Origin of the sequence: Plantibacter sp. MCCC 1A11337, from assembly GCF_013349365.1 — a bacterium.
GTDB lineage: Bacteria > Actinomycetota > Actinomycetes > Actinomycetales > Microbacteriaceae > Plantibacter > Plantibacter flavus_A.
This window is the reverse complement of sequence record NZ_JABJWX010000005.1, coordinates 71,874-92,959: the sequence shown is the minus strand read 5'-3', so window position 1 is coordinate 92,959 and position 21,086 is coordinate 71,874. Positions and strand designations below refer to the sequence as shown.

The 21,086-nt window shown below is 69.5% G+C and carries 20 protein-coding genes and 1 tRNA gene; 12 read left to right on the top strand and 9 right to left on the bottom strand.

Features of this window, described 5'->3' with window-relative positions; translation table 11 throughout:
* The first annotated feature begins 178 nt into the window (after window positions 1-178).
* Window positions 179-251, top strand: a tRNA-Arg gene (locus tag HOW07_RS16975).
* 143 nt (window positions 252-394) lie between these two features.
* Here the strand turns inward: HOW07_RS16975 and HOW07_RS16970 are convergent.
* On the bottom strand, window positions 395-1,171 hold the full coding sequence (locus HOW07_RS16970; protein WP_175117942.1) for an HNH endonuclease family protein: 777 nt from the start codon (window positions 1,169-1,171) through the stop codon (window positions 395-397).
* Window positions 1,172-1,448: 277 nt separating this feature from the next.
* Here HOW07_RS16970 and fdhA point away from each other — a divergent pair, with 277 nt between their 5' ends.
* The 9 genes from fdhA (at window position 1,449) to HOW07_RS16925 (ending at window position 8,253) form a co-directional block, all read left to right on the top strand.
* Window positions 1,449-2,669: a formaldehyde dehydrogenase, glutathione-independent gene (gene fdhA / locus HOW07_RS16965; protein ID WP_121292369.1), complete on the top strand. Its 1,221-nt coding sequence runs from the start codon at window positions 1,449-1,451 to the stop codon at window positions 2,667-2,669.
* Window positions 2,670-3,070: 401 nt separating this feature from the next.
* Window positions 3,071-4,105, top strand: coding sequence for a helix-turn-helix transcriptional regulator (locus tag HOW07_RS16960; protein WP_175117941.1), 1,035 nt, complete (start codon window positions 3,071-3,073; stop codon window positions 4,103-4,105).
* 167 nt (window positions 4,106-4,272) lie between these two features.
* The gene (locus tag HOW07_RS16955; protein ID WP_064296822.1) at window positions 4,273-4,692 is read left to right on the top strand and encodes an Asp23/Gls24 family envelope stress response protein; all 420 of its coding nucleotides are present in this window, start codon (window positions 4,273-4,275) and stop codon (window positions 4,690-4,692) included.
* Entirely contained in the window at window positions 4,689-4,877 is a 189-nt protein-coding gene (locus tag HOW07_RS16950) for a DUF2273 domain-containing protein (protein WP_064296821.1), read from the top strand. Before HOW07_RS16955 ends, HOW07_RS16950 begins: the two co-directional genes overlap by 4 nt.
* Window positions 4,874-5,227, top strand: coding sequence for a hypothetical protein (locus HOW07_RS16945; protein ID WP_121292373.1), 354 nt, complete (start codon window positions 4,874-4,876; stop codon window positions 5,225-5,227). Before HOW07_RS16950 ends, HOW07_RS16945 begins: the two co-directional genes overlap by 4 nt.
* Window positions 5,224-5,799 (top strand): hypothetical protein, encoded by a 576-nt coding sequence (locus tag HOW07_RS16940; RefSeq protein ID WP_121292375.1) that lies wholly within the window; start codon window positions 5,224-5,226, stop codon window positions 5,797-5,799. Before HOW07_RS16945 ends, HOW07_RS16940 begins: the two co-directional genes overlap by 4 nt.
* Window positions 5,799-6,401: a hypothetical protein gene (locus HOW07_RS16935; protein WP_121292377.1), complete on the top strand. Its 603-nt coding sequence runs from the start codon at window positions 5,799-5,801 to the stop codon at window positions 6,399-6,401. The genes HOW07_RS16940 and HOW07_RS16935 overlap by 1 nt, the downstream gene beginning before the upstream one ends.
* Before the next feature lie 84 nt (window positions 6,402-6,485).
* On the top strand, window positions 6,486-7,838 hold the full coding sequence (locus HOW07_RS16930; protein ID WP_175117940.1) for an Asp23/Gls24 family envelope stress response protein: 1,353 nt from the start codon (window positions 6,486-6,488) through the stop codon (window positions 7,836-7,838).
* A 1-nt stretch (window position 7,839) separates the two neighbouring features.
* Entirely contained in the window at window positions 7,840-8,253 is a 414-nt protein-coding gene (locus HOW07_RS16925; RefSeq protein ID WP_175117939.1) for a hypothetical protein, read from the top strand.
* A gap of 71 nt (window positions 8,254-8,324) precedes the next feature.
* On the opposite strand, the gene HOW07_RS16920 is transcribed toward HOW07_RS16925, so the two are convergent.
* The 3 genes from HOW07_RS16920 to HOW07_RS16910 form a co-directional block, all read right to left on the bottom strand.
* Window positions 8,325-8,615 carry a DUF1905 domain-containing protein gene (locus tag HOW07_RS16920; protein WP_175117938.1) on the bottom strand — a complete coding sequence of 97 codons (291 nt, stop codon included), beginning with the start codon at window positions 8,613-8,615 and terminating at the stop codon, window positions 8,325-8,327.
* A 267-nt stretch (window positions 8,616-8,882) separates the two neighbouring features.
* Window positions 8,883-10,412: a CoA-acylating methylmalonate-semialdehyde dehydrogenase gene (locus HOW07_RS16915; RefSeq protein WP_175117937.1), complete on the bottom strand. Its 1,530-nt coding sequence runs from the start codon at window positions 10,410-10,412 to the stop codon at window positions 8,883-8,885.
* A 118-nt stretch (window positions 10,413-10,530) separates the two neighbouring features.
* Complete coding sequence (locus HOW07_RS16910; protein WP_175117936.1) at window positions 10,531-11,889, bottom strand: aspartate aminotransferase family protein; 1,359 nt, start codon at window positions 11,887-11,889, stop codon at window positions 10,531-10,533.
* A gap of 26 nt (window positions 11,890-11,915) precedes the next feature.
* Between HOW07_RS16910 and HOW07_RS16905 the strand changes: the two genes are divergently transcribed.
* Window positions 11,916-13,478, top strand: coding sequence for a PucR family transcriptional regulator (locus tag HOW07_RS16905; RefSeq protein WP_175117935.1), 1,563 nt, complete (start codon window positions 11,916-11,918; stop codon window positions 13,476-13,478).
* A gap of 166 nt (window positions 13,479-13,644) precedes the next feature.
* On the opposite strand, the gene HOW07_RS16900 is transcribed toward HOW07_RS16905, so the two are convergent.
* The 5 genes from HOW07_RS16900 to HOW07_RS16880 all read right to left on the bottom strand — a co-directional run bounded on the left by HOW07_RS16900 (window position 13,645) and on the right by HOW07_RS16880 (window position 19,262).
* Complete coding sequence (locus HOW07_RS16900; RefSeq protein ID WP_121292393.1) at window positions 13,645-14,064, bottom strand: helix-turn-helix domain-containing protein; 420 nt, start codon at window positions 14,062-14,064, stop codon at window positions 13,645-13,647.
* 48 nt (window positions 14,065-14,112) lie between these two features.
* Window positions 14,113-14,322: a type II toxin-antitoxin system HicA family toxin gene (locus HOW07_RS16895; RefSeq protein WP_175117934.1), complete on the bottom strand. Its 210-nt coding sequence runs from the start codon at window positions 14,320-14,322 to the stop codon at window positions 14,113-14,115.
* A 439-nt stretch (window positions 14,323-14,761) separates the two neighbouring features.
* Window positions 14,762-16,141, bottom strand: coding sequence for an NAD-dependent succinate-semialdehyde dehydrogenase (locus tag HOW07_RS16890; RefSeq protein ID WP_175117933.1), 1,380 nt, complete (start codon window positions 16,139-16,141; stop codon window positions 14,762-14,764).
* A 163-nt stretch (window positions 16,142-16,304) separates the two neighbouring features.
* Window positions 16,305-17,738 (bottom strand): FAD-binding oxidoreductase, encoded by a 1,434-nt coding sequence (locus tag HOW07_RS16885; protein ID WP_175117932.1) that lies wholly within the window; start codon window positions 17,736-17,738, stop codon window positions 16,305-16,307.
* Window positions 17,739-17,786: 48 nt separating this feature from the next.
* Entirely contained in the window at window positions 17,787-19,262 is a 1,476-nt protein-coding gene (locus tag HOW07_RS16880) for an APC family permease (RefSeq protein WP_175117931.1), read from the bottom strand.
* A gap of 243 nt (window positions 19,263-19,505) precedes the next feature.
* Here HOW07_RS16880 and HOW07_RS16875 point away from each other — a divergent pair, with 243 nt between their 5' ends.
* The gene (locus HOW07_RS16875; protein ID WP_175117930.1) at window positions 19,506-20,963 is read left to right on the top strand and encodes an aldehyde dehydrogenase; all 1,458 of its coding nucleotides are present in this window, start codon (window positions 19,506-19,508) and stop codon (window positions 20,961-20,963) included.
* The last annotated feature ends 123 nt before the right edge of the window (window positions 20,964-21,086 follow it).

Sequence of the window (21,086 nt, the reverse complement as noted above, 5' to 3'; positions counted from 1 at the left end):
CTCTTCCTGTCCCTGAGCCTGTCGAAGGGCGGCACCTTCCCCGGTCCCTGAGCCTGTCGAAGGGCGGCACCTTCCCCGGTCCCTGAGCTTGTCAAAGGGCGATTCGCGTCTTCGGCTTCCGTGTTGTAGGCTCTACTTCGGCCTGCCGAGCCGAAGTTCTCTTCTCTCAGCAAGCAATGCGCCCGTAGCTCAACGGATAGAGCATCTGACTACGGATCAGAAGGTTGGGGGTTCGAATCCCTTCGGGCGCACAAAACGGAAAGCGGTCCACTTCGGTGGGCCGCTTTTTTCGTGCCGCGTGACAGCAGGATATCGGCGCGAGAAGCGGATGGAATCGCATAAAACGTCCGCTCCTCGGGCGTTCGTCCTGTTCTCGTGCGGCGCCCACACGCAGCTACGCCCGGCAGCTGCCCAGCGTGCCCGTGAGTGCCCGGCGGTCGGCGTCGTCGACCGTGAGGTCGTACGCCATCAGCACGAGGACGAATCGCGCCGCGTACTCGCAGTGGGAGGCGGCCGCGGGTGGCATCCAATCGCCGGGGCCGGAGTCCGACTTCGACGAGTTCGTCGCGCCGTCGACGGCCTGCAGGTTGATCGGGTCGTTCGCGAACTGCTCCCGCTGCTGCTCCGTCCACGTGTTCCCGCCGTGACGCCAACCCCACGCGAGCGGCACGACGTGGTCGATCTGCACGAGCTGACTCGACCGTTCACCGCGTTGGAAGTCGATCGTCGACCCCGTGTACAGGTCGTGCAGAACGCCGGTGAGGACGACGCAGTCGCGGGTCCCCGGCTTGTAGGTGACGTCGACGAGGTCGCGTGCCAGCACGTCGTTGCGGGTGTCGCAGCCGTTGCGGTCGATGTCGGCCCAGCGCTGACCGAACCGGTCCCGGTCGTAGCCGGTGGCCACCTGGGTGGCGGTGTCGACGTCGGTCAGCGCGTCTTCGACTGCGGCGGCCGAGACGACCAACTGCCCGGACGCGTCCACGACGGCGAAACCGGCGGCCTCGAGCGATGCCCGCGCGCTCGGGCTGACCGCCGCGGGCGTGGGTGCGAGCGACGTCGGCGCTGGTGACCCCGGCTGGCCGAACACGATCCCGCCGTCGAACTGCGTCGCGACAAGCACCACGACGGCTGCAAGGAGCGCGACGAGCAACGCCAAGGGAGTCTTCTTCATGCTGGGTGCTCTCCTCGGGGTCTGCTCCACCAGCGTAGAGCCGGGCGCCGACACGAAGGTTGCACGAGCCCTTCGACAAGCTCAGGGACCGGCACTCCCTGCCCTTCGACAGGCTCAGGGACCGGTGGAGGTGCGCTCAGGGACCGGGGGAGGTGCGCTCAGGGACTGGCGGAGGTGCGCTCAGGGACCGGGGGACTGCCGCTCGCGGCAGGCGCGGGATAGGGTCGAGCAGACACAGGGTGCCCCACAACGGGCGCCCGCGATCAAGGAGGATCACGTGTCAGGTAACAGAGCTGTCGCCTACAAAGCAGCGGGTGTCGTCGAGGTCATCGACATCGACTACCCCACCTTCGAGCTCAAGGACGGACCGGGGGTGAACCCGGCCAACGTCGGCCGGAAAGTCCCGCACGGCGCCATCCTCAAGACCGTCGCGACCAACATCTGCGGCTCCGACCAGCACATGGTCCGCGGCCGCACCACGGCACCGCCGAACCTCGTCCTCGGACACGAGATCACCGGCGAGGTGGTCGAGGTCGGACCGGACGTCGAGTTCATCAAGGTCGGCGACATCGTCTCGGTGCCCTTCAACATCGCCTGCGGCCGGTGTCGCAACTGCAAGGAGCGCAAGACCGGCATCTGTCTCAACGTGAACCCCGACCGCCCGGGCAGCGCCTACGGCTACGTCGACATGGGCGGCTGGGTCGGCGGCCAGGCCGAGTACGTCCTCGTGCCCTACGCCGACTGGAACCTCCTGAAGTTCCCGGACCGCGACCAGGCGCTCGAGAAGATCATGGACCTCACGATGCTCTCCGACATCTTCCCGACCGGCTTCCACGGTGCGGTGACGGCGGGCGTCGGCGTCGGCTCCACCGTCTACGTGGCGGGCGCGGGACCGGTCGGCCTGGCCGCAGCGACCGGGGCCATGCTCCTCGGCGCCGCTGCGGTCATCGTCGGCGACATGAACGCCGACCGGTTGGCGCAGGCGCGGAGCTTCGGTTGCGAGACCGTCGACCTCACCAAGGGTGAGCCGGGGGATCAGATCGAACAGATCCTCGGCGTCCCGGAGGTCGACTGCGCTGTCGACGCCGTCGGGTTCGAGGCTCGTGGTCACGGTGGTGACGCGGGTCATGAAGCACCGGCGACGGTGCTCAACTCGCTCATGGACATCACGGCGGCCGGCGGTGCGCTCGGCATCCCCGGACTCTACGTGACGGGTGACCCGGGTGGCATCGACGAGGCCGCGAAGAAGGGTGCGCTCTCGCTGAGTCTCGGTACCGGCTGGGCGAAGTCGCTGTCGTTCACCACCGGTCAGTGCCCGGTGATGAAGTACAACCACGGCCTCATGATGGCGATCCTGCACGACAAGGTCCACATCGCGAAGAACGTCAACGCGACCGCGATCACCCTCGACGACGCCCCGCGCGGGTACGCGGAGTTCGACGCGGGGGCTGCGCAGAAGTTCGTCCTCAACCCGAACGGGTATCTGGACGCCGCGTAGGAGGCACGGGGACATCACCGAGAGCGCCCGTTGCGTCGTCTGGAGCGCTTCAGGACGACGGGACGGGCGCGTTCGGCTGCCCTTCGACAAGCTCAGGGACCGGGGAGGATTGGCGCAGGGACCGGGGAGGAGTGGCGCAGGGACCGGGGAGGAGTGGCTCAGGGACCGGGGAGGAGTGGCTCAGGGACCGGGAAGAAGTGGCGCAGGGACCGGGGGGTCCGACCACTGATTTTTCACCCGAACGCCTGCCGCAGGGCATCCGGAACGGCGTTGTCTGACGAACTGCTGAGTGAACCGTGAGATTCCCTCCTCTCGGTCCGTCTCTCCAATGACGCGGGAAACCGACGGGGCCCTGGGGCCCGTCCCGCGACGAAGAGACCCCCACTCGCACAAGGACGGCCATGCAACACTCCTTCCTCGCATCCGAATCCGATCCGGAGAGCGACTCGGACACCAGCCCACTGCTCGGCGCCGCGAGCAGTACGGCGTCGACGGTTCCGATCCGCAAGGTCACGGTCAGCGGCGACGACCCGGCCACCGCCCGGCACAACTACGAGCGCGCCTACGACGGCAGCCGCTTCACCGTCACCCGTGGAACCGAGCCGTTCTCGTTCCAGTGGGTGTCGATCGGTGACGACCGTGTCTCGCTCCGCACCGCGACGATGACCGGACACGTCACCGGCGAGACCCCGGGCCTCACGGATTACGTGGTCTCGTGGGTCACGACCGGCGGCGGCTGGATCGTGCGCCGCGACGGCCAACGGATGGAGATCCCGCGACACCCGTTCGTCCTCCCGTTCCACCGGCCGTACACGGTGCACCTCACCCCGCACCGGCAGAACTCCGTGGTCTTCTCCGCCCCGTACCTCGAGGACATCGCGACCGAGATCCACGCCGGCCCGAGTCAGCAGGTGTCCTTCGACCTCGAGGCGACGCCGACACCCGAGGCGATCGAGCGCTGGCGCGTGGCACTGAACGCCTCCACCCCGGTGCTCACCGACGAGACGGCGCCTCCGCTGCTCCGTATGAACGCCCAACGACCGCTCGCCCTCGCGCTGCTCCAGCTCGCACCGTGGGCGGTGGTCGACCTGCCGGAGCCGCTCCGCGAGCCTTCGATGGCGCGCACGCGCCTCGCGGTCGAGTACCTGCACCATCACGCGGCGGAGCCCATCACGCCCGCGGACGCGGCGAAGGCGGCCGGGCTGCACACGAGGACGCTGCAGCTCCACTGCCGTCGCGAACTCGGCATGTCGCCCACCGCCTACCTGCGCGACATCCGCCTCGACCGCACCCGGCGCGAGCTCGCCGAGAGCTCGCCGCAGGAGACGACCGTCGGTGAGGTCGCGAAGCGGTGGGGCTTCGTCCACCTCGGACGCTTCGCCTCCGCCTACCGGAACCGCTTCGGCGAGGGCCCGAGCCAGACCCTGCGGGGCTGACGTCCGTCGCCGGATATCCAAAAAATGAGTGCTTCCGGAAAAGTTCGAGACGGACCGTGAGATTCGGTCGTGACGCGCAGTCTCATAGGTGTCGCCCGGGACACGGGCACCGCCGCCGGACACCCGGAGCGTGAACCAGCACCACCCGACACCGAAGGAGCAACACCATGTCGAACACCACCGACACCGCGAACCACGCCGCAACGACCTCCACGGGCAAGAACGTCATCGCCGATGGCGTCGTCCAGAAGGTCGCCGGCATCGCAGCCCGCGAGGTCCCCGGCGTGCACGACCTCGGTGGCGGAGCGGCTCGCGCCATCGGCGCCATCCGCAACGCCATCAACGCTCAGGACCGCGGTCAGGGCGTCTCGGTCGAGGTCGGCGAGAAGCAGGTCGCCGCTGACATCGTGATCGTCGCCGAGTACCCCGTCGACCTCCAGCGCGTCGCGGACGACGTCCGTCGCAGCGTCACCGACGCGATCTCGAACGTCGTCGGCATGGACGTCACCGAGGTCAACGTGACCGTCGCCGACGTCCACATCCCGTCGGACGACGACAACGACGCTGACGAGAGCCGCGTCCAGTGACCACGACCGATCGCGGCATCCTCGTCGGTGCCGTCCTGGCGCTGGCGGCCGTCGCATTCGGGTTCTGGAGCATGATCCTCGTCGCACTGTTCATGCTGATCGGATTCGGCATCGGACGCGTGCTCGAGGGCAAGCTCGACCTGCGCGGTGTCGCCGACGCGCTCCGCGGGCGGCGGTCGTCGTGACCGCGGCGGTGACGGCCGAACAGGCCGTGCATGGTCGCAACACGATCAGCTCCCGCGCCGTGCGTCGCGTCGTGTCTGCCGTCACCGCGGAGGAACTCGGTGTGCGGGCGTCGGAGGTCTCGGTCGAGCTCTCCGACGCCCAGGGGGCCCTCACGGTCACCGCGAGCACGCCCATCCACGTGTCGCCCCTCGGCGCCGGATCCCGGACCTCGGGAACCGTCCTCGAACGCCTGGCACGCGCACAGACCATCATCCGAGAGCGGTGCCTGGACCTGACCGGGTCGACGATCGGACGCGTCGACCTCCACATCACGGGCGCGAAGCTCGAAGAACGAAGGAGGGTGTTGTGAGCACGCCAGCCCTGTACCGCCGCGCGGTGCGTCGTGAGACCCACTCGCCGCGGTCGACGCTCGCGATCACGATCGCGATCATCCTCGCGCTCGTGCTCGCCTGGCTCGGCACCGAGTCGGTCCTGGCCGCGATCGGGCAGCCGGCGCTCCTCGTCGCACCGAAGGACATCATCACCGCGGTGCTGACTGCGGCGACCGCTCCGGCCCCACTCCTCGTCGCCATCGGCGTGGTCGCGGCGATCGTCGGCCTCGTGCTGATCGTCCTGTCGCTGGCTCCCGCGCGCCAAGGGCGTCGCGGGTCGATCGCCGAGCGCACGGCGGCGGTCGTGGACGACCGGGTGATCGCGCAGTCGCTCGCCCGCGTCGCCTCGTACGCCGGTGACATCGACCCCTCGCAGGTGAGCGTCAGCGTCGGGGCCAGGAGCGCCCGCGTCGACGTCACGCCGACGAGCGGTCGACGCGTCGACCAGCGCGAGATCCAGCAGGCCGTGGACGCGGAGGTCGCGTCCTACGACTACCGGCCGGCGCTCCGCGCCAAGGTCCGCGTGAGCAGCAAGGGAACGGTGGCCTGATGAACTCCACGAATCGCTTCCTCAACCGGTTCTTCATCTTCGTGGTCGGACTCATCGTCCTCGCGGCCGGCGCGGCCCTGTCCGTGGGTGCGCTTCTGCCTGACGTGCAGCGGACGATCAGCGAGAACGCCGAGCGGGCCGTCGGACCGACGAACGACACCATCGACGCCCAGCCGTGGATCCTGTGGGTCGCGGCGGTCGTCGCCCTGCTGCTCATCCTCGTCATCCTCTGGTTCGTGTTCCGGCAGGGCCGCGGGCACACCGGAACGCTGCTGCAGGTCGACGAGCAGCGGACGAAGGACACCCCGACCGGTGGTCGCGTCGTGCTCGACGTGAAGGTCGCCGAGCAGGTCCTCGAAGAGGCGATCGGGCGCAACCCCGAGGTGGTCTCCGTCGACGTCACCGGCTTCCGGATCCGCAAGCAGTCCACGCTGCGCCTCACCGCACACGCTCGTCGCGGCGCCTCGCCCGTCCAGCTGCGGCGCGACATCGAGGCGGCCATCCACGAGTGGGACGGCGTCCTCGGGACCTCCACCCCGGTGGTCATCCAGATCGTCAGCGGGCTGCGCACACGGCTCGCCAGCACGAACCGGGTCGTCTGACCCGACACCCCGCGGTGCCGCCGCGGCACCCGAACCGACAGCAGTAGGACCGATGCACCGCCGACGCGGTGCGAGGAGGATCGCATGAGCGACGACACGAAGCACCCGGACCAGCAGCACATCCCCACCCCGGCCGAGGTCCGGGCGGAGCACCCGACGGTGCTCGTGCCCGCGCATCCCGATGACGAGGTCCGCCGCATCGAGTCGCACGACGGCGAGCACACGGGTGGGACCGCGCCCGCTCCTGTGGTCGCGCCGGCGAACGGGGCTGTCGCTGGTCCGGAGGCCGCTGAACCGGCCGTGGCCGACTCGGTCTCCGCCGAGACGCCGACGGTGTCGGTGTCGGAATCGGCGGCTCCGCCGGAAGCGGCGGACGTACCGGTGGTCGAGTTCGACTCCGGCCGGCGACGTGAGCAGGAGGCCGACGAACTCGCCCAGGTCATCGCCACGACGGCCGAGACGGTCCCCGGCGTGCACGCCCTCGGGTCCCCGGCGGCCCGCGCCATCGACAGCGCCCGCACCCGCCTGCTCGGTCGCACCGCCGTCCCCGGCGTCAACGTCCTGGCCGACGACGACGTGCTGAACGTCGAGGTCTCACTGGTGGCCGAGTACCCGGCCAGCATCGACGAGGTCGCCGACACGGTCCGGGCCGACGTCGCGGCCGCGCTGGAGGCCCGCCACCCGGGACCGGTCGACATCGACATCACGGTGACGGACATCCACGGGCCCTTCGACCCGATCGAGCCCGATCCGGGCGAAGCGATCGACGAGGCGAAGGCCGCCATCGGCAATGCGACGTCCGCGGCGGGTGCCGCGATCGGCGACGCGGCGGAGGCTGCTGGAGAAGCGTTGGCCAACGCCAAGACGGCTGCGTCGGACGCGGTGGACTCGGCGCGAGCCGGAGCGGCCGACCTGGCCGACGCCGCTGGTGACGCGGTCGAGCAGCGGACCGGCCGGTCCGAGGGCGACGGCGGCCGGTCGCTGGGAGACGGGCAGCCGGGCGCGGCCGCCGGTGCCGACGGCGAGCTCGTGACTGTCGGCGACGTCGGCGGCGAACCGACCGATGCGGTGGTGTCGGATTCCTCCGACGATGTGTCGGCGGAACTCGCCGAGGCCGCCCATCAGCTGGCCACCGCGGCCGACTCGCTGGCGACCGTCGCCGAGGAGGTGACGCACGGCGCCGACCCGAACCTCGCCGATGCTGAGCCCGCCGGGGCGGCTGACGCGATCCAGGACACTCCGGCGGAAGAGCCCGCCGCGACGGGCCCGGATGCCGACCCGGTTCCGGTCCCCGAGCTGGACAGCGACACAGCTGGGTCCGCTGGCGGCGACACGCCCGACCAGTCTGCCCCGAAGGTCGCCGACGTCGACGAGGTGGCGGACGCTTCCGCCGAGGTCACGGCCACCCAAGCCGCGGCGCCGGCGAAGGAGCAGTGACATGCCGCTCTTCAGCCGGACCACGTCGTACGGCGCGCGCCCGCGTCCGCGTGCCGTGTGGGCCGCTGCGATCACGGGCGTCGTCCTGCTCGTGCTCATCGTCGTCGGCGTGCTGATCCCGATCCTCGGGCTCATCGGCGCCGCCGACGGCGCGACGGTCGGTGCGCTCGACGTCCCGGTCGGAGGCATCGTGGTCGCGCTCCTCATCGGGTACGTCCTCGCGCTGCTGTTCCTGCTCGGGTGCGTCCGCAGTCGCAACGGCGCACTCTCTTGGGTGCTCGCCGTCGCCGCGGTGATCTCGGCGCTCCTCGTGTCGCTGTGGCCGCTGCTGGCGGTCGCCTTCGCGGGCGTCGACCAGGCGTCGGACGTCGTTCCGTTCATCGAGGACCTCATCCGCCGGGTCACGGGCGGCTGAGCACAGGAGATCCGCGCGGCAGCAGGAGGTTCTCCCTCAGGATCTCCTGCTGTCGCGCGGATCTCCTGTGCTCAGCTCAGGCGGCGGGTGAGGTGGACGTCGACGGTGTCGCCGATGTCCTTGCCGAGGCGCTTCCGGAGCTTCGCACTGATGGACAGCATGTGACCACCGGAGCCGGTCGGCATGAGGCCGACGTTCGGGAGCTCGACACCGTCGACGGTCGCGTCGACGCGGACGGATTTGCCGGTGCCGAAGAACTCGGCTGAGCCGGGAATCTCGACGCAGGACCAGACGTCGCCCTTCACATCGACGCCGATCGGTGCGGTGAAGCGGTGGTCGAGCTCGGTCGGTTCGATGGCCATCGGTGGCGCCCCTCGTCGGTCGTGGTCGGCGGGGCCATTGTCGCGGCTGCGGCCGACCGGAGGCAAGGGCGGGACCGTGGGGCTGCCCGGTCCCTGAGCCTGTCGAAGGGCCAGCTGAGGAGGCGAGACCCTTCGACAGGCTCAGGGACCGATGGCACGCGCAGAGACCGATGGCGTGCGCAGGGACCGCCCGTCGACAGGCTCAGGCACCAACGCCACGCGCCGGTCCCAGAGCCTGTCGAAGGGCCAGCCTCCGCGCGGGCGACCTCAGTTCTGGGGGAAGCCGAGGTTGATGCCGCCGTGGGAGGGGTCGAGCCAGCGGGAGGTGATGGCCTTCTGCTGGGTGAAGAACCGGACGCCCTCTGCGCCGTGGGCCTTGGTGTCGCCGAACAGGGAGTCCTTCCACCCGCCGAAGGAGAACGTCGCGACCGGCACGGGGATGGGCACGTTGATGCCGATCATGCCGACCTGGATCTCGTTCTGGAACCGCCGGGCGGCACCGCCGTCGTTGGTGAAGATCGCGGTCCCGTTCCCGAACGCACCACCGTTGATGAGCGCGACGCCCTCTTCGTAGGACTGCACGCGGACGACCGCGAGGACGGGTCCGAAGATCTCCTCCGTGTACACCTTCGACGTCGTCGGGACGTTGTCGATGAGGGTCGGGCCGAGCCAGAACCCGTTCGGGTCGCCGTCGATGGGCGTGTTGCGGCCGTCGACGACGATCGTCGCGCCGTCGGCTTCGGCGATGTCGAGGTAGGACGCGACCTTGTCGCGGTGCACCTTCGTGACCAGTGGTCCCATGTCGCAGTTCCGGCGTCCGTCACCGATCCGCAGGGTCGCCGCGCGTTCGGCGATCTTGGCGATGAGCTCGTCCGCGACGGGCTCGACCGCGACGACGACGGAGATCGCCATGCACCGCTCGCCCGCGGAGCCGAAGCCGGCGTTGATGGCGGAGTCGGCGACGAGGTCGAGGTCGGCGTCGGGCAGCACGAGCATGTGGTTCTTCGCCCCGCCGAGCGCCTGGACGCGCTTGCCGTGTGCGGTGCCGGTCTCGTACACGTACTTCGCGATCGGGGTGGAACCCACGAAGGAGATCGCGTGGACGTCGGGGTGGGTGAGGAGCCCGTCGACGGCCTCCTTGTCGCCGTTCAGCACCGTGAACACGCCGTCGGGGAGCCCGGCTTCCTTCCACAACTTCGCGAGCCAGATCGCCGCGGACGGGTCCTTCTCGCTCGGCTTCAACACGACCGTGTTCCCGGCCGCGATCGCGATCGGGAAGAACCACATCGGCACCATCGCGGGGAAGTTGAACGGCGAGATGATCCCAACGACACCGAGCGGCTGCTTCGTCGAATACACGTCGACCCCGGTCGAGACCTGCTCGGAGAACTCACCCTTGAGGTGGTGCGCGAGACCGGTCGCAAACTCCACGACCTCCTGCCCACGGGTGATCTCACCGAGCGCGTCGGAGACGACCTTGCCGTGCTCCGCGGTGATGATCTCCGCAAGCTCGCCCTTCTTCGCGTCGAGCAGCTCACGGAACTTGAAGACGATCTGCTGACGCTTCGCGAGCGGCAGGTCGCGCCAGGCGGGGAAGGCGGCTGCGGCGGATGCGACGGCCGCTGCGATCTCGTCCTGGTTCGCGAGCGCGACGTGCTTCGTCGCGACACCGAGTGCCGGGTCGTAGACCGGGGCGGTGCGGCCGGAGGTGGACGGGGCCTCGGCTCCGTCGATCCAGTGCGGGACGACCGGCAGCGTGCCGGCGTCGGTGGTGGTGCTCGTGGCGGTGGTGGTCATGCGGAGGGCTCCTGGGCGTCGTGGGGTGCAGGGGTGCTGGGTGTTGGTCGTGCCGCGGCGGACGGGGCCGGGGTCGGGAGTCCCGAGACCGAGTCCCAGAACGGGTCCGGCTCGCCGCTCATGCGCGCAGCTCCCCGAGGGCGGCGTCGATGATGGCGACACCCGAGGCGACCTCGTCGGCGGTCACGACGGCGGGCGGGACGACGTGGATGCGGTTCTCGCTGATGAACGGCAGGAGGCCGGCCTCGAGCAGGGACGTCTTGAACCGACCCATCGCCGCCGCATCGAGTGGTGCGCGGGTGTCGCGGTCCTCGACGAGCTCGACCGCCCAGAACACGCCGCTGCCGCGGACCTCGCCGATGAGCTCGTGGCGCTCGGCGAGGGAGCGGAGCGCGGGCCCGATGTGGTCGGCGCCGATCGCCTTGGCATGTTCGACGACGCCTTCCTCGGCCATGGCGGTGAGCGTCGCGACGACACTCGCGGCGGCGAGCGGGTGGCCGGAGTACGTGAGTCCGCCAGGGAACACCTGCTCGTCGAAGACGCGGGCGATGTGCTCGGAGACGATGACGCCACCGAGTGGCACGTAGCCGGAGTTGACGCCCTTCGCGAAGGTGATGAGGTCGGGTCGCACGTCGAACGCGTCGAACGCGAACCACTCACCGGTGCGTGCGAAGCCGGCCATGACCTCGTCGAGGATGAGCATGATGCCGTATCGGTCGGCGATCGCGCGGACCCCCGCGAGGTAGCCGGGTGGCGGCATCAGGATGCCGGCCGTGCCGGGGACGGTCTCGAGGAGGATCGCGGCGATCGAGCCGGGACCCTCGGCCTGGACGGTGCGCTCGAGGTGACGGAGGGCGCGCTCCGACTCCTCCTCCGGCGTCGTGGCCCAGAACTCGGTGCGGTAGAGGTAGGGGCCGAACACGTGCACGTGACCGCGCGCGTATTCGTTGGGGATGCGGCGCCAGTCGCCCGTCGCGACGATGGCCGCGCCCGTGTTGCCGTGGTACGAGCGGTAGGTCGAGATGACCTTGTCGCGGCCGGTGGCGATGCGTGCCATGCGGATCGCGTTCTCGTTCGCGTCGGCGCCGCCATTGGTGAAGAAGACCTTCTCGAAGCCCTCGGGCGCACGCTCGAGGATGAGACGAGCCGCCTCGGCACGGGTCGCGTTCGCCGCGGCGGGCGCGATCGTGGTGAGCTGCGCCGCCTGCTCCTGGATCGCCGCGACGACCTTCGGGTGCTGGTACCCGAGGTTCACGTTGACGAGCTGGCTGGAGAAGTCGAGGTAGTTGCGTCCGTCGTGGTCCCACACGGTGCTGCCGAGGCCGCCCGCGATGGGGAGCGGCTTGAGCGTGCTCTGGGCGGACCAGGAGTGCAGGACGCGCTGGGTGTCGGCGTCGCGGACGCCGGCGTTGTCGAGGCCGGAGAGGAAGTCATTGATCACCCCTGCAGCCTGGCAATCGACGCGGCCGATGTACATGGCGGGATCAGTGGTACCTTCGGCACGTGTCCACCACTTCAGTGATCGCTGGCGAGGTCGGCCGTGCGTCGTCGAACGTGTCCCTGCGCACGCTCATGGCCGAGCCGGTGTTCAAGCTCGGCCTCGTCGTCGCGGGTGACGCCGACGTCCTCGACCGCGACATCGCCTGGGTGCACAGCTCGGACCTCGGCGACCCGACACCCTGGCTGGAGCCCGGACAGTTGCTCCTCACCGACGGCATGCAGTTCACCGGCGAGATGAGCGACGAGCTCGCCGACCGCCGCGCCGACGAGTACGTCCGTCGCCTCTCCGCCCGGGGCGTGCTCGCGCTCGGGTTCGCCACCGGGATCATCCACATCGACATCCCGCAGCGACTCGTCGACGCCTGCGACCGTCACGGGTTCACCCTGCTCGAGGTGGGGGAGCGAACCCCGTTCATCGGCATCATCCGGTTCGTCGCCGACGCGGTCGCAGCCGCCCGCGTGGCATCGCTGGAGTGGTCGCTCGCCGCCCAGCGTGCGGTCGCGAGGGCGGCGCTCCGACCCGACGGCCTGACGGCGATCCTCGCGGAGCTGGGGCAGCAGCTCGGCTGCTGGGTCGCGCTGTACGACGCGCTCGGCAACCGGGTGACCACGAGGACGCGCGAGCCGGTGCCGGAGGGCGTGGAGGCCGCCGTCGCCGAGGTGCTGCGGCGAGGGTCGCGGGCCGGACTGCACCTCGCGGACGGAGCGGAGGGCGCGACGCTGCTGACGCTCGGCCGCCGGGGCGAGCTGCGTGGCATCCTCGCGGTCGGGTCCAGCGTGCCGCTCGACCACGCCGAGCACGACCTCGTCTCCAGCGTCATCGGCCTCGCGAGCATCGCCCTCGAGCAGCACAGCGCCCTCGACCTCGCACGCCGGCAGCTGCGCTCCGGGCTCCTCGAGCTGCTGCTCTCCGGGGACCGCGCCGTCGCCGAGCGCACCGCCCAGCGGCTCTGGGGGCCGCTGCCGCCCGACCCGATCCGCGTCGCCGTGGTCGACATCCCCGAGGGTGAGCTGGGCTTCCTCTCCGAGCTCGATGTGCAGGCCGCGGCGCACGGCGGCAAGCTGTTCTTCGCCGAGCAGGACGAACGGATCGTCATCGTGTCGAGCGACGCGGACACCGGGCTCTGGGACGCCGTCGTCGGCCGTCACGGGCTGTCGGGCGGGGTGTCGGCGAGGACGAGCTGGGAGGGGTTGCGGGACGGGCTGGCCGAGGCCGAGCGGGCGCGCGCATCGGCGGGGGAGACGCCGCGACTCGTGCGGTACGAGGCGCTCGCCGAGCAGGGGTTGCTCGGGTTGCTGAGTGCGTCGGGTGGAGAGGTGCTGGCGAACCGGCTGCTGGAGCCGCTGGGCGGGCTCGGAGCCGAGGCTCGTGCGGTCCACATGACCACGGCTCGGGTGTGGTTGGAGGCGAACTGCGTGACCGATCAGGCGGCTGGCCGCCTCGGGATCCACCGGCAGACCCTCCGAGCGCGCATCGGTACGCTCGAGTCGCTGCTCGACCTCGACCTGTCGCGCTTCGCCGACCGAGCCGAGCTATGGAGCGCCCTCCAGCTCGCCGACGGCTGACGGATTCGCGCGTCGTGCACCCTCGTTCCCAGATTCACCCCTTCGGTCCCTGAGCTTGTCGAAGGGCGGTGGTCATCGGGGCGGGACTGCACTTCGACAGGCTCAGTGACCGGATGGGGCTCAGCGACCGGGGAGGTTCTCGGCGGGGACTGCCGATCGACGAGCGTCAGTGCACGAGCTGGCTCACACGTTGCACCGAGACCCCGAAGACGGCCGCGGCGTCGCTCTGGCTGGCTCCCTTGGCGATGAGGCTCAGGACGGCCTCGCGGCGCTTGCGCGCTGCCTCGCGCACCTGCTGGCGTGCCTGCTCTTCAAGGGTGTTGGATTCGCCCCAGAGGCCGACCGCCTCATCCCGGACCGTCACAACGACGTCCCCGTCGTAGTCATCGAGATCGAGCCACAGGGCCGCGACGTCGCGGGCAGCCGCAGCGATGTCCTTGAACCGCTTCGCTGAGCCCATGGCGACGATCCGGTGTCCCGCGCCTCGGGGGGAGTCGGTGGTGAGCGCGGGGATCTCGAACGTCCACCACTTGCCGTCGAGGTAGGTCACGACGTCGAGCGTCTGGGTCACGGTTGCTGCGGTCATTCGCGGGCCTCCTCATTGTCTGTCGGGGCGGTCGAGCGGTGCGGCGCGCTACTTCCACCCGCTCGGCGCGTCCGGGAACATCTCGATGAGCTGCTTCACGATTCCGGCCGAAACCTCGTGATGTGGAATCGTCAGATACTCGCACCCGTTCTCCGGATTGCCCCATTTCTCGTGGGAACCCTTCTGCTGCCGGAGCAGCACCCAGCCTTTCGAGCTGAGGAACCTCACCACATCGCGGTACTTCTGTGGCCTCGGCATAATTCTACTCAAGCCCCCCATTGATTGCAAGATGAAGAGGGGGCTAGAGATTTGAAGCCGCTGACGCAACTCGACCGTGCCCCAGACTGACGAGCCTCGCCCTCCTCGAAAGGCTAGCTCGCGACGTCATCGCACCTGGTCGGGTGCGCGCGCCCTGTGGACAACGGGAGTGATGCACGCCCTGTGGGGGACGTTCGGCCACCGAGCGCAGCTCGGCCACCGAGTTTGTCGAGGTGCGTACGAGGCACTTCGACAAGCTCAGTGGCCGGAAAGCGTTCCGCGGGTGAGGAGCGCAGTGAGCGGGTGCACCGTGTCCCGGTCCTCGCGCGCACCCCATCCCGGTCCCTGAGCTTGTCGAAGGGCGGTCGACATGGGGCGGGACCGCACTTCGACAGGCTCAGTGACCGAACGGGGGCGTCGGTGGCCGGGGCCGAAGCGCCTACGCGATGCGGATGAGCTTCTTGTTGACGAACTCGTCCATGGCGGGCTTGCCCATCTCGCGGCCGGTGCCGGAGCGCTTCACGCCGCCGAAGGGCAGTTCCGCCGCGTCGCCGAGGACGAGGTTGATCCACACCATGCCGGCGTCGATCCCGTCCGCGACCCGGAGCGCCTGCTCCTGGTCGGTCGTGTAGACGTAGGAGCCGAGGCCGAACGGGGTGTCGTTCGCGAGGCGCACGGCCTCCTCCTCGGACGCGACCCGGTAGAGCGCCGCGACGGGGCCGAAGAACTCTTCGTGGAACGCGTCCATCTCGGGCGTGACGTCGGTGAGCACTGCCGGCGGGAAGAAGTTCCCATCCGGTTCGCCCGATGCCAGGATCGTCGCGCCCTGTGCCTTCGCACGTCCCAGCTGTTCGCCGAGTCGCTCGGTCGCGGCGGCCGACGACAGCGGGCCGAGCTGGGTGCTCTCCGCCATCGGGTCGGCCGGCGCGTTCGCCGTGAAGACCTCGGTGAACTTCGCGGCGAAGTCGTCGAACAGCTCGTCGATGACGATGAACCGCTTGGCGGCATTGCAGGACTGCCCGTTGTTGTCGATGCGGGCGTTGACGGCGTCCTGGACGGCGGCGTCGAGGTCGTCGGTCGACAGCAGGATGAACGGGTCGGACCCGCCGAGCTCGAGCACGACCTTCTTGAGGTGCTTGCCCGCCAGCTCGGCGACCGCGGAACCGGCGCGCTCTGAACCGGTGACCGAGACGCCCTGCACGCGCGGGTCGGCGATGACCGTCGCGATCTGGTCGTTCGTCGCGAAGATGTTCACGTACACGGCATCGTGGGCGCCCAGCTCGGCTTCGGCGTCGTCGAAGATCTGCGCGATCGCCAGCGCCGACTCGGGGCACTGCGGGGCGTGCTTGAGGAGGATGGTGTTGCCGTTGACGACGTTCGGGCCGGCGAACCGCGCCACCTGGTAGTACGGGAAGTTCCACGGCATGATGCCGAGCAGCACCCCGAGCGAGGCACGACGGATGAACGCCGAGCCGGTGCCGTCGGACAGCTCGATCGGCTCGTCGGCGGAGAAGGCCTCACCGTTGTCGGCGTAGTACTGGTAGATCGCGGCGGCGAAGTCGACCTCGCCGAGCGCCTGCTCGTACGTCTTGCCCATCTCGCGGACGGCGATCTCCGCCAGCTGCTCGCGGCGCTCCGTGTGGAGGGCGGCGACGCGGGCGATGAGTGCGCCGCGGTCGGCGACGGGAGCGCGACGCGACCACTCCTCGTGAGCGGCGGACGCGGCGGTGATCGCCTGCTGCAGCTCCTCATCCGTGATCGTCGGGTAGTCGCGGAGAGTCTCTCCGGTCGCGGGGTTGACGACGGCGTAGTCGCTCACTGGTGTGCTCCTTTGTCTGAGGTGCTGCTGGTGCGGTGCGGTGTCCGTTGCCGGCCGATGCGAGCTGTGCGGGTTCGACGTGAGCGGGACCACCACCTGCACCGTATCGAACCACGCTCCGCCTGTCATGGGTTGGACGGCGGCTCCTGCGTCGGAACCCCGCTCAGGAGTCGAAGCCCAGCCCGACGGCGTCCATCGTGCGGAGCCAGAGCCCACGCTTGCCCTCGTTGCGGTCGGCCCGGGCCATCTCCGACAGCGAGATGCGCGCACCGATGAACGCGAGTGGGTCGGGCGGGAACGGCGTCGGCTTCTTCTGGACGAAGTCCATGGTCGTGCGCTCGGTCGGCGTCCCGGAGAGGAGGTCGAGCATGACGTTCGCGCCGTACCGGGTGGCTCCGACGCCGAGCCCGGTGAACCCGGCTGCGTGGGCGACCTTGCCGCCGTGCGCGGTCTCGAAGAAGGAGAAGAACCGCCCGCAGGTGTCGATCGCCCCGCCCCACTTGTGGGAGAAGCCGAGGTCGGCGAGCTGCGGGTAGGTGTGGGCGAAGTGGGCGGCGAGCTTGAGGAAGGACTCCTCGCGCTGGTCGAACCGCGGCTCGACGCGGCCGCCGTAGTTGTAGACGGCGTCGTAGCCGCCGTAGAGGATACGGGTCGACCCGTTCGCGTCGGTCGTGAGCCGCGAGTAGTGGAAGCGGTTGTCGAGGTCGGAGATGCCCTGCCGGCCCCTCCAACCCAGGCTCTCGAGCTGCTCGGCGGAGAGCGGGTTCGTCATGAGCGCGTAGTCGTAGACCGGCACCGTGTACTTCCGGGCGCTCGGGATGAGGGCCTTGAAGACGTTGGTGCCGAGGGCGACGTGCTTCGCGACGACCGAGCCGTGCGTCGTCGTGAGGGTGACCGACGTCGCGTCGGACCGGATCGAGCGGACGTGCGTGTACTCGTGGATCTCGACACCGAGGTCGAGGCAGACGCGTCGCAGCTCCCACGCCAGCTTCGCCGGGTTGACGAGCGCCGCACCGGTCGGCTCGAACAGGCCGGCCTGGAAGATCGGCGAGTGGACCTCCGCCTGCATCGCCTCGCGGTCGAGGAACCGGGCACCGTGCTCCTCGGCGCTCTCGCGCAACCAGTCGACGTGGTGCGGAGCCGTCGCCGCCTGCAGCAGCCCCGTCTCCTCCCAGTCGCAGTCCATGCCGTACCGGGTGATGGTCTCGCCGATCTCGCGCAGGTTCTCGCGCCCCAGCTCCTCCAGGCGGTCGAACTCGTGCGGCAGGCGACTCTTGCCGTTTGACGAACCGTGGGTGAGGCTCGGCTCGCAGAACCCGCCGTTGCGACCGGACGCCGCCCACGCGATGCGGCGGCCCTCGAGGAGCACGACCCGGCGGTCCGGGTCGCGCTCCTTCGCGAGCAGCGCCGTCCACAGGCCCGAGTACCCACCACCGACGATCGCCAGGTCCGTCTCGACGTCCGCCTCGAGGCGGGGGAGCGGAGCGGGCCGTGCCGGGTCGTCGAGCCAGTACGGCTCCGGTTCGGCCGAGGCCAGCTGTTCCCGCAGGCGTGCGGTGTCGGCGAGCTCTTCGGCCAGTTCGTAGGTGGTTCTCATGATGGGTCCCCTGTGGTGCGTGGTTCGGTGCGGTCGCGTGGTGCGCGGTCAGTCGGTGCGGGCGGCGTCGGTGCGTTCGGCGTCGGCACGTGGGGTTCCCGTGGGCGCCCCGCCGGTCCCGAGCCCCGAATCGCGCTTGGTGCTCCGCTGCACGAACAGCCAGATCACGACGCCCAGTGCGAGCAGCCCGAGTGCGATACCGAGCTCGAGGAACCCGCCGTAGCCCGTGGTGGAGAACCCGGTGGCGCCGACGACGAGGATGATCGCGAGGAGCACCGAGAGCACGACCGACAGCGGCACGAAGAAGCGCGGCAGGCGGATCGGGCGGACGGCGTCGGGGCGGTCCTTGCGCAGCAGGAAGAAGCCGGAGACGGCGAAGAAATGCGTGAGGATGTAGCCGAGGTTGCCGGTCACGATGATCGCGAGCGGGTTCTGCAGCACGACGAGGATCACGACGTTCATGACGAGCATCACGTTGAGCGAGCGGAACGGCACACCGCGGCGGTTGAGCACGCCGAGTGACGGGACGGTGACGCGCTCCTTGCCCATGTTGAACAGCACGCGTGAGGCGTCGGCCACCGAGGTGGTCATGATGAGCAGCAGCGAGGCGATGAGGCAGAGCACCATGACGTCCGCAGCGCCGCCGACGAGCGAGGCGAAGCTCGCGACGAAGAAGGTCGCCGGGTTGTCGGCGATCGCCGCTTCACCCGCGTAGCCGCCGAGGGTCAGCGGGATGACGAAGAAGACACCCAGGCAGAAGAGGACGGAGGCCTTGATCGCCTTGGTCGTGTCCTTCACCGAGTCGCGGTACTCCGGGGCGAAGGTCGCGCAGACCTCGATGCCGAAGGTGGTCCACGCCATGATGTACAGCCAGACGATCGCGGTGTGCAGGCCCTCGATACCCTCGAGCTTCCAGGTGAGGTCGAGCGGTGCCCAGTCGGCGCTGAACAGCGGGAAGACGATGAACACGAACAGCGGGATGAGCAGGATGCCCGCGGTGATGTAGACGAACGCCATCGTGACGCGGACGCCGATGACGTTGATGAGGTACATCACGCCGATGACGCCGAGCCCGATGAGGATCGGGAAGGTGATGGAGATCGGGCCGAGCTGGATCACCCAGTCTTCGTTCGGGAACCACTGCGCCTGGATGAGTGCACCGGTGACCGCGCCGTAGGTGGCGAGGTTGGTGCCCCAGGGGAGCCAGTAACCGACGCCCGTGATCGGTGCGACCCAGGGTGCGCGCGACTTCCACGCTTCGGCCGCGTAGTGCGCGATGCCGCCGGAGGAGTTCGGGAACATGGTGGCGAGCTCGGTGTAGATCCAGTTGACGCCCATCGCGAGGATCATGGAGATCGCCCACAGGACGGCGGCCCCCCAGCCGCCGAGGCCGGTGATGGAGGCGCCGAGGGTGGCGATGAGCGCGGCTGGCATGGTCATCGCCATGGCGAAGCCGTCGAACCAGCGCATCCGTTTCGGCAGGTGCGTGGTCTCGTCGGTGCTGGTGACGTGTTCGGTCGACATGGGCTCTTCTCGATTCGTGGGGGACGGGACGTCGCTGTCTCGCTGCTGGTGCACTCAATGTGCCGAAGAATTGTTGTGACGACAAGATCGTGTCGGTCTCGTTGTTGTAATCGTAACTTTGACGAAACAATACTGCTTGTTCGAGGAATCGCAAGGTCCTAGGCTGATCCCACATTCTCCCGACGACATCCGCACGACGCTGTTCGGCGTCGTCGGCCCAGCCACGACACCAGGAGGTCCGGAATGACCACGTTGCCGACACCCACTCGCACCCAGCTCTTCATCGCCGGCGAGTTCACCGACGGATCCAGCTCGGAGCGCTCGGAGGTGATCAGCCCCGTCACCGGTGACGTCATCGCGTCGATCCCCGTGGCCGGCACCGCCGAACTCGACGAGGCGGTGCGACGTGCGCACGAGGCGCAGCGGGAGTGGCGGAAGCTCGGCGTGTTCAAGCGCGCGGAGATCTGTCACCGGGTCGGCGACGCGATCAACGCCCGCGTCGAGGAGCTCGCCCGCCTGCAGACGCTGGAGCAGGGCAAGCCGCTCGCCGAGTCGATCGCCGACATCGCCGAGGCCGCACAGCTCTTCCACCTCCACGCCGAGGACGCCCTCCGTCTCTACGGCGAGACGCTGCCGTCGAGCGACATCGACAAGCGCATGTTCACCTGGCGCGCGCCGGTCGGCGTCTGGGGCATCATCACGCCCTGGAACTTCCCGCTCCTGATGTTCAGCGAGTTCGTCGCCCCGGGCCTCGCGACCGGCAACGCCTGCATCGTCAAGCCGCCGAGCAACACGCCCCTCGCGGTCCTCGCGGCGATGGACTGCCTCGTCGAGGCGGGCGTCCCGGCCGGGCTCGTCAGTGTCCTCCCCGGCGACGGCGCGTTCGGTTCCGAGCTCGTGTCCCACGACGGCATCGACGCCATCGGCTTCATCGGCTCGTCCGCCACCGGGGCGAAGATCGTCCGCACCGCGGGCCTCAAGCGCTCCCTGATGGAGTGCTCCGGCAACGGCCCGATCGTCGTCCTCGAGGACGCGAACATCGAACGCGCCGCGAAAGCCGCCGTCGACTCCGCGTTCTACAGCGGCGGCCAGGTCTGCTGCGCGACCGAGCGGCTCATCGTCCACCACAACGTCCACGACACCTTCGTCGAGGCTGCCCTCGCCTATGCGAAGGCGACCGTACGACTCGGCAATCCGTTCGACGAGGGGATCAACCTCGGCCCGCTCAACAACGAGGGCGTCGCCGCGAAGATGGACCGCCACCTCGACGAGGCCCGCTCGCTCGGCTTCGACATCCTGCTCGGCGGCGGTCGTGCCGCGGGTCACCCGACGGACCTCTACTACGACTTCACGATCGTCGACGGCGTCTCCGAGGACAGCCTGCTGTCGCGCGAGGAGTCGTTCGGTCCGGTCCTCCCCATCCTCACGGCCAAGGACGACGACGACATCCTCCGCATCGCCAACGCCGACGCGCTCGGCCTGCAGTCCGCGGTGTTCACCGAGAGCCTGTCGAAGGCCTACCGGTTCATGGAGGAGCTGGAGACCGGCCAGGTCATCGTCAACGACTCCAACGGCTGGTGGGACATCAACATGCCGTTCGGTGGCGCGGGTGGCAAGGGCACCGGATGGGGTCGGATCGGCGGCATGTACACGCTGCACGACATGACCGACCTCCGCACCGGCGCGATCCACGTCCGCTAGTCGGACCGATCCGCCGATCGGCGACCTCCCTCGGTCTGCTCGATCGGCGTCGCCTCGGTCGACCGCCCGCGTTCGGGCCGGTCGGTCGGCCGGGGCTCACGGTTCGGGTGGGGCGGACACCGC

Coding starts and splice junctions, on each gene's coding strand:
- HOW07_RS16900 (WP_121292393.1), bottom strand. CDS start 14,064: ATGACCGCAGCAACCGTGACCCAGACGCTCGACGTCGTGACCTACCTC.
- HOW07_RS16915 (WP_175117937.1), bottom strand. CDS start 10,412: ATGACCACCACCGCCACGAGCACCACCACCGACGCCGGCACGCTGCCG.
- HOW07_RS16960 (WP_175117941.1), top strand. CDS start 3,071: ATGCAACACTCCTTCCTCGCATCCGAATCCGATCCGGAGAGCGACTCG.
- HOW07_RS16955 (WP_064296822.1), top strand. CDS start 4,273: ATGTCGAACACCACCGACACCGCGAACCACGCCGCAACGACCTCCACG.
- HOW07_RS16970 (WP_175117942.1), bottom strand. CDS start 1,171: ATGAAGAAGACTCCCTTGGCGTTGCTCGTCGCGCTCCTTGCAGCCGTC.
- HOW07_RS16910 (WP_175117936.1), bottom strand. CDS start 11,889: ATGTACATCGGCCGCGTCGATTGCCAGGCTGCAGGGGTGATCAATGAC.
- HOW07_RS16895 (WP_175117934.1), bottom strand. CDS start 14,322: ATGCCGAGGCCACAGAAGTACCGCGATGTGGTGAGGTTCCTCAGCTCG.
- HOW07_RS16880 (WP_175117931.1), bottom strand. CDS start 19,262: ATGTCGACCGAACACGTCACCAGCACCGACGAGACCACGCACCTGCCG.
- HOW07_RS16925 (WP_175117939.1), top strand. CDS start 7,840: ATGCCGCTCTTCAGCCGGACCACGTCGTACGGCGCGCGCCCGCGTCCG.
- HOW07_RS16930 (WP_175117940.1), top strand. CDS start 6,486: ATGAGCGACGACACGAAGCACCCGGACCAGCAGCACATCCCCACCCCG.
- HOW07_RS16935 (WP_121292377.1), top strand. CDS start 5,799: ATGAACTCCACGAATCGCTTCCTCAACCGGTTCTTCATCTTCGTGGTC.
- HOW07_RS16875 (WP_175117930.1), top strand. CDS start 19,506: ATGACCACGTTGCCGACACCCACTCGCACCCAGCTCTTCATCGCCGGC.
- HOW07_RS16885 (WP_175117932.1), bottom strand. CDS start 17,738: ATGAGAACCACCTACGAACTGGCCGAAGAGCTCGCCGACACCGCACGC.
- HOW07_RS16920 (WP_175117938.1), bottom strand. CDS start 8,615: ATGGCCATCGAACCGACCGAGCTCGACCACCGCTTCACCGCACCGATC.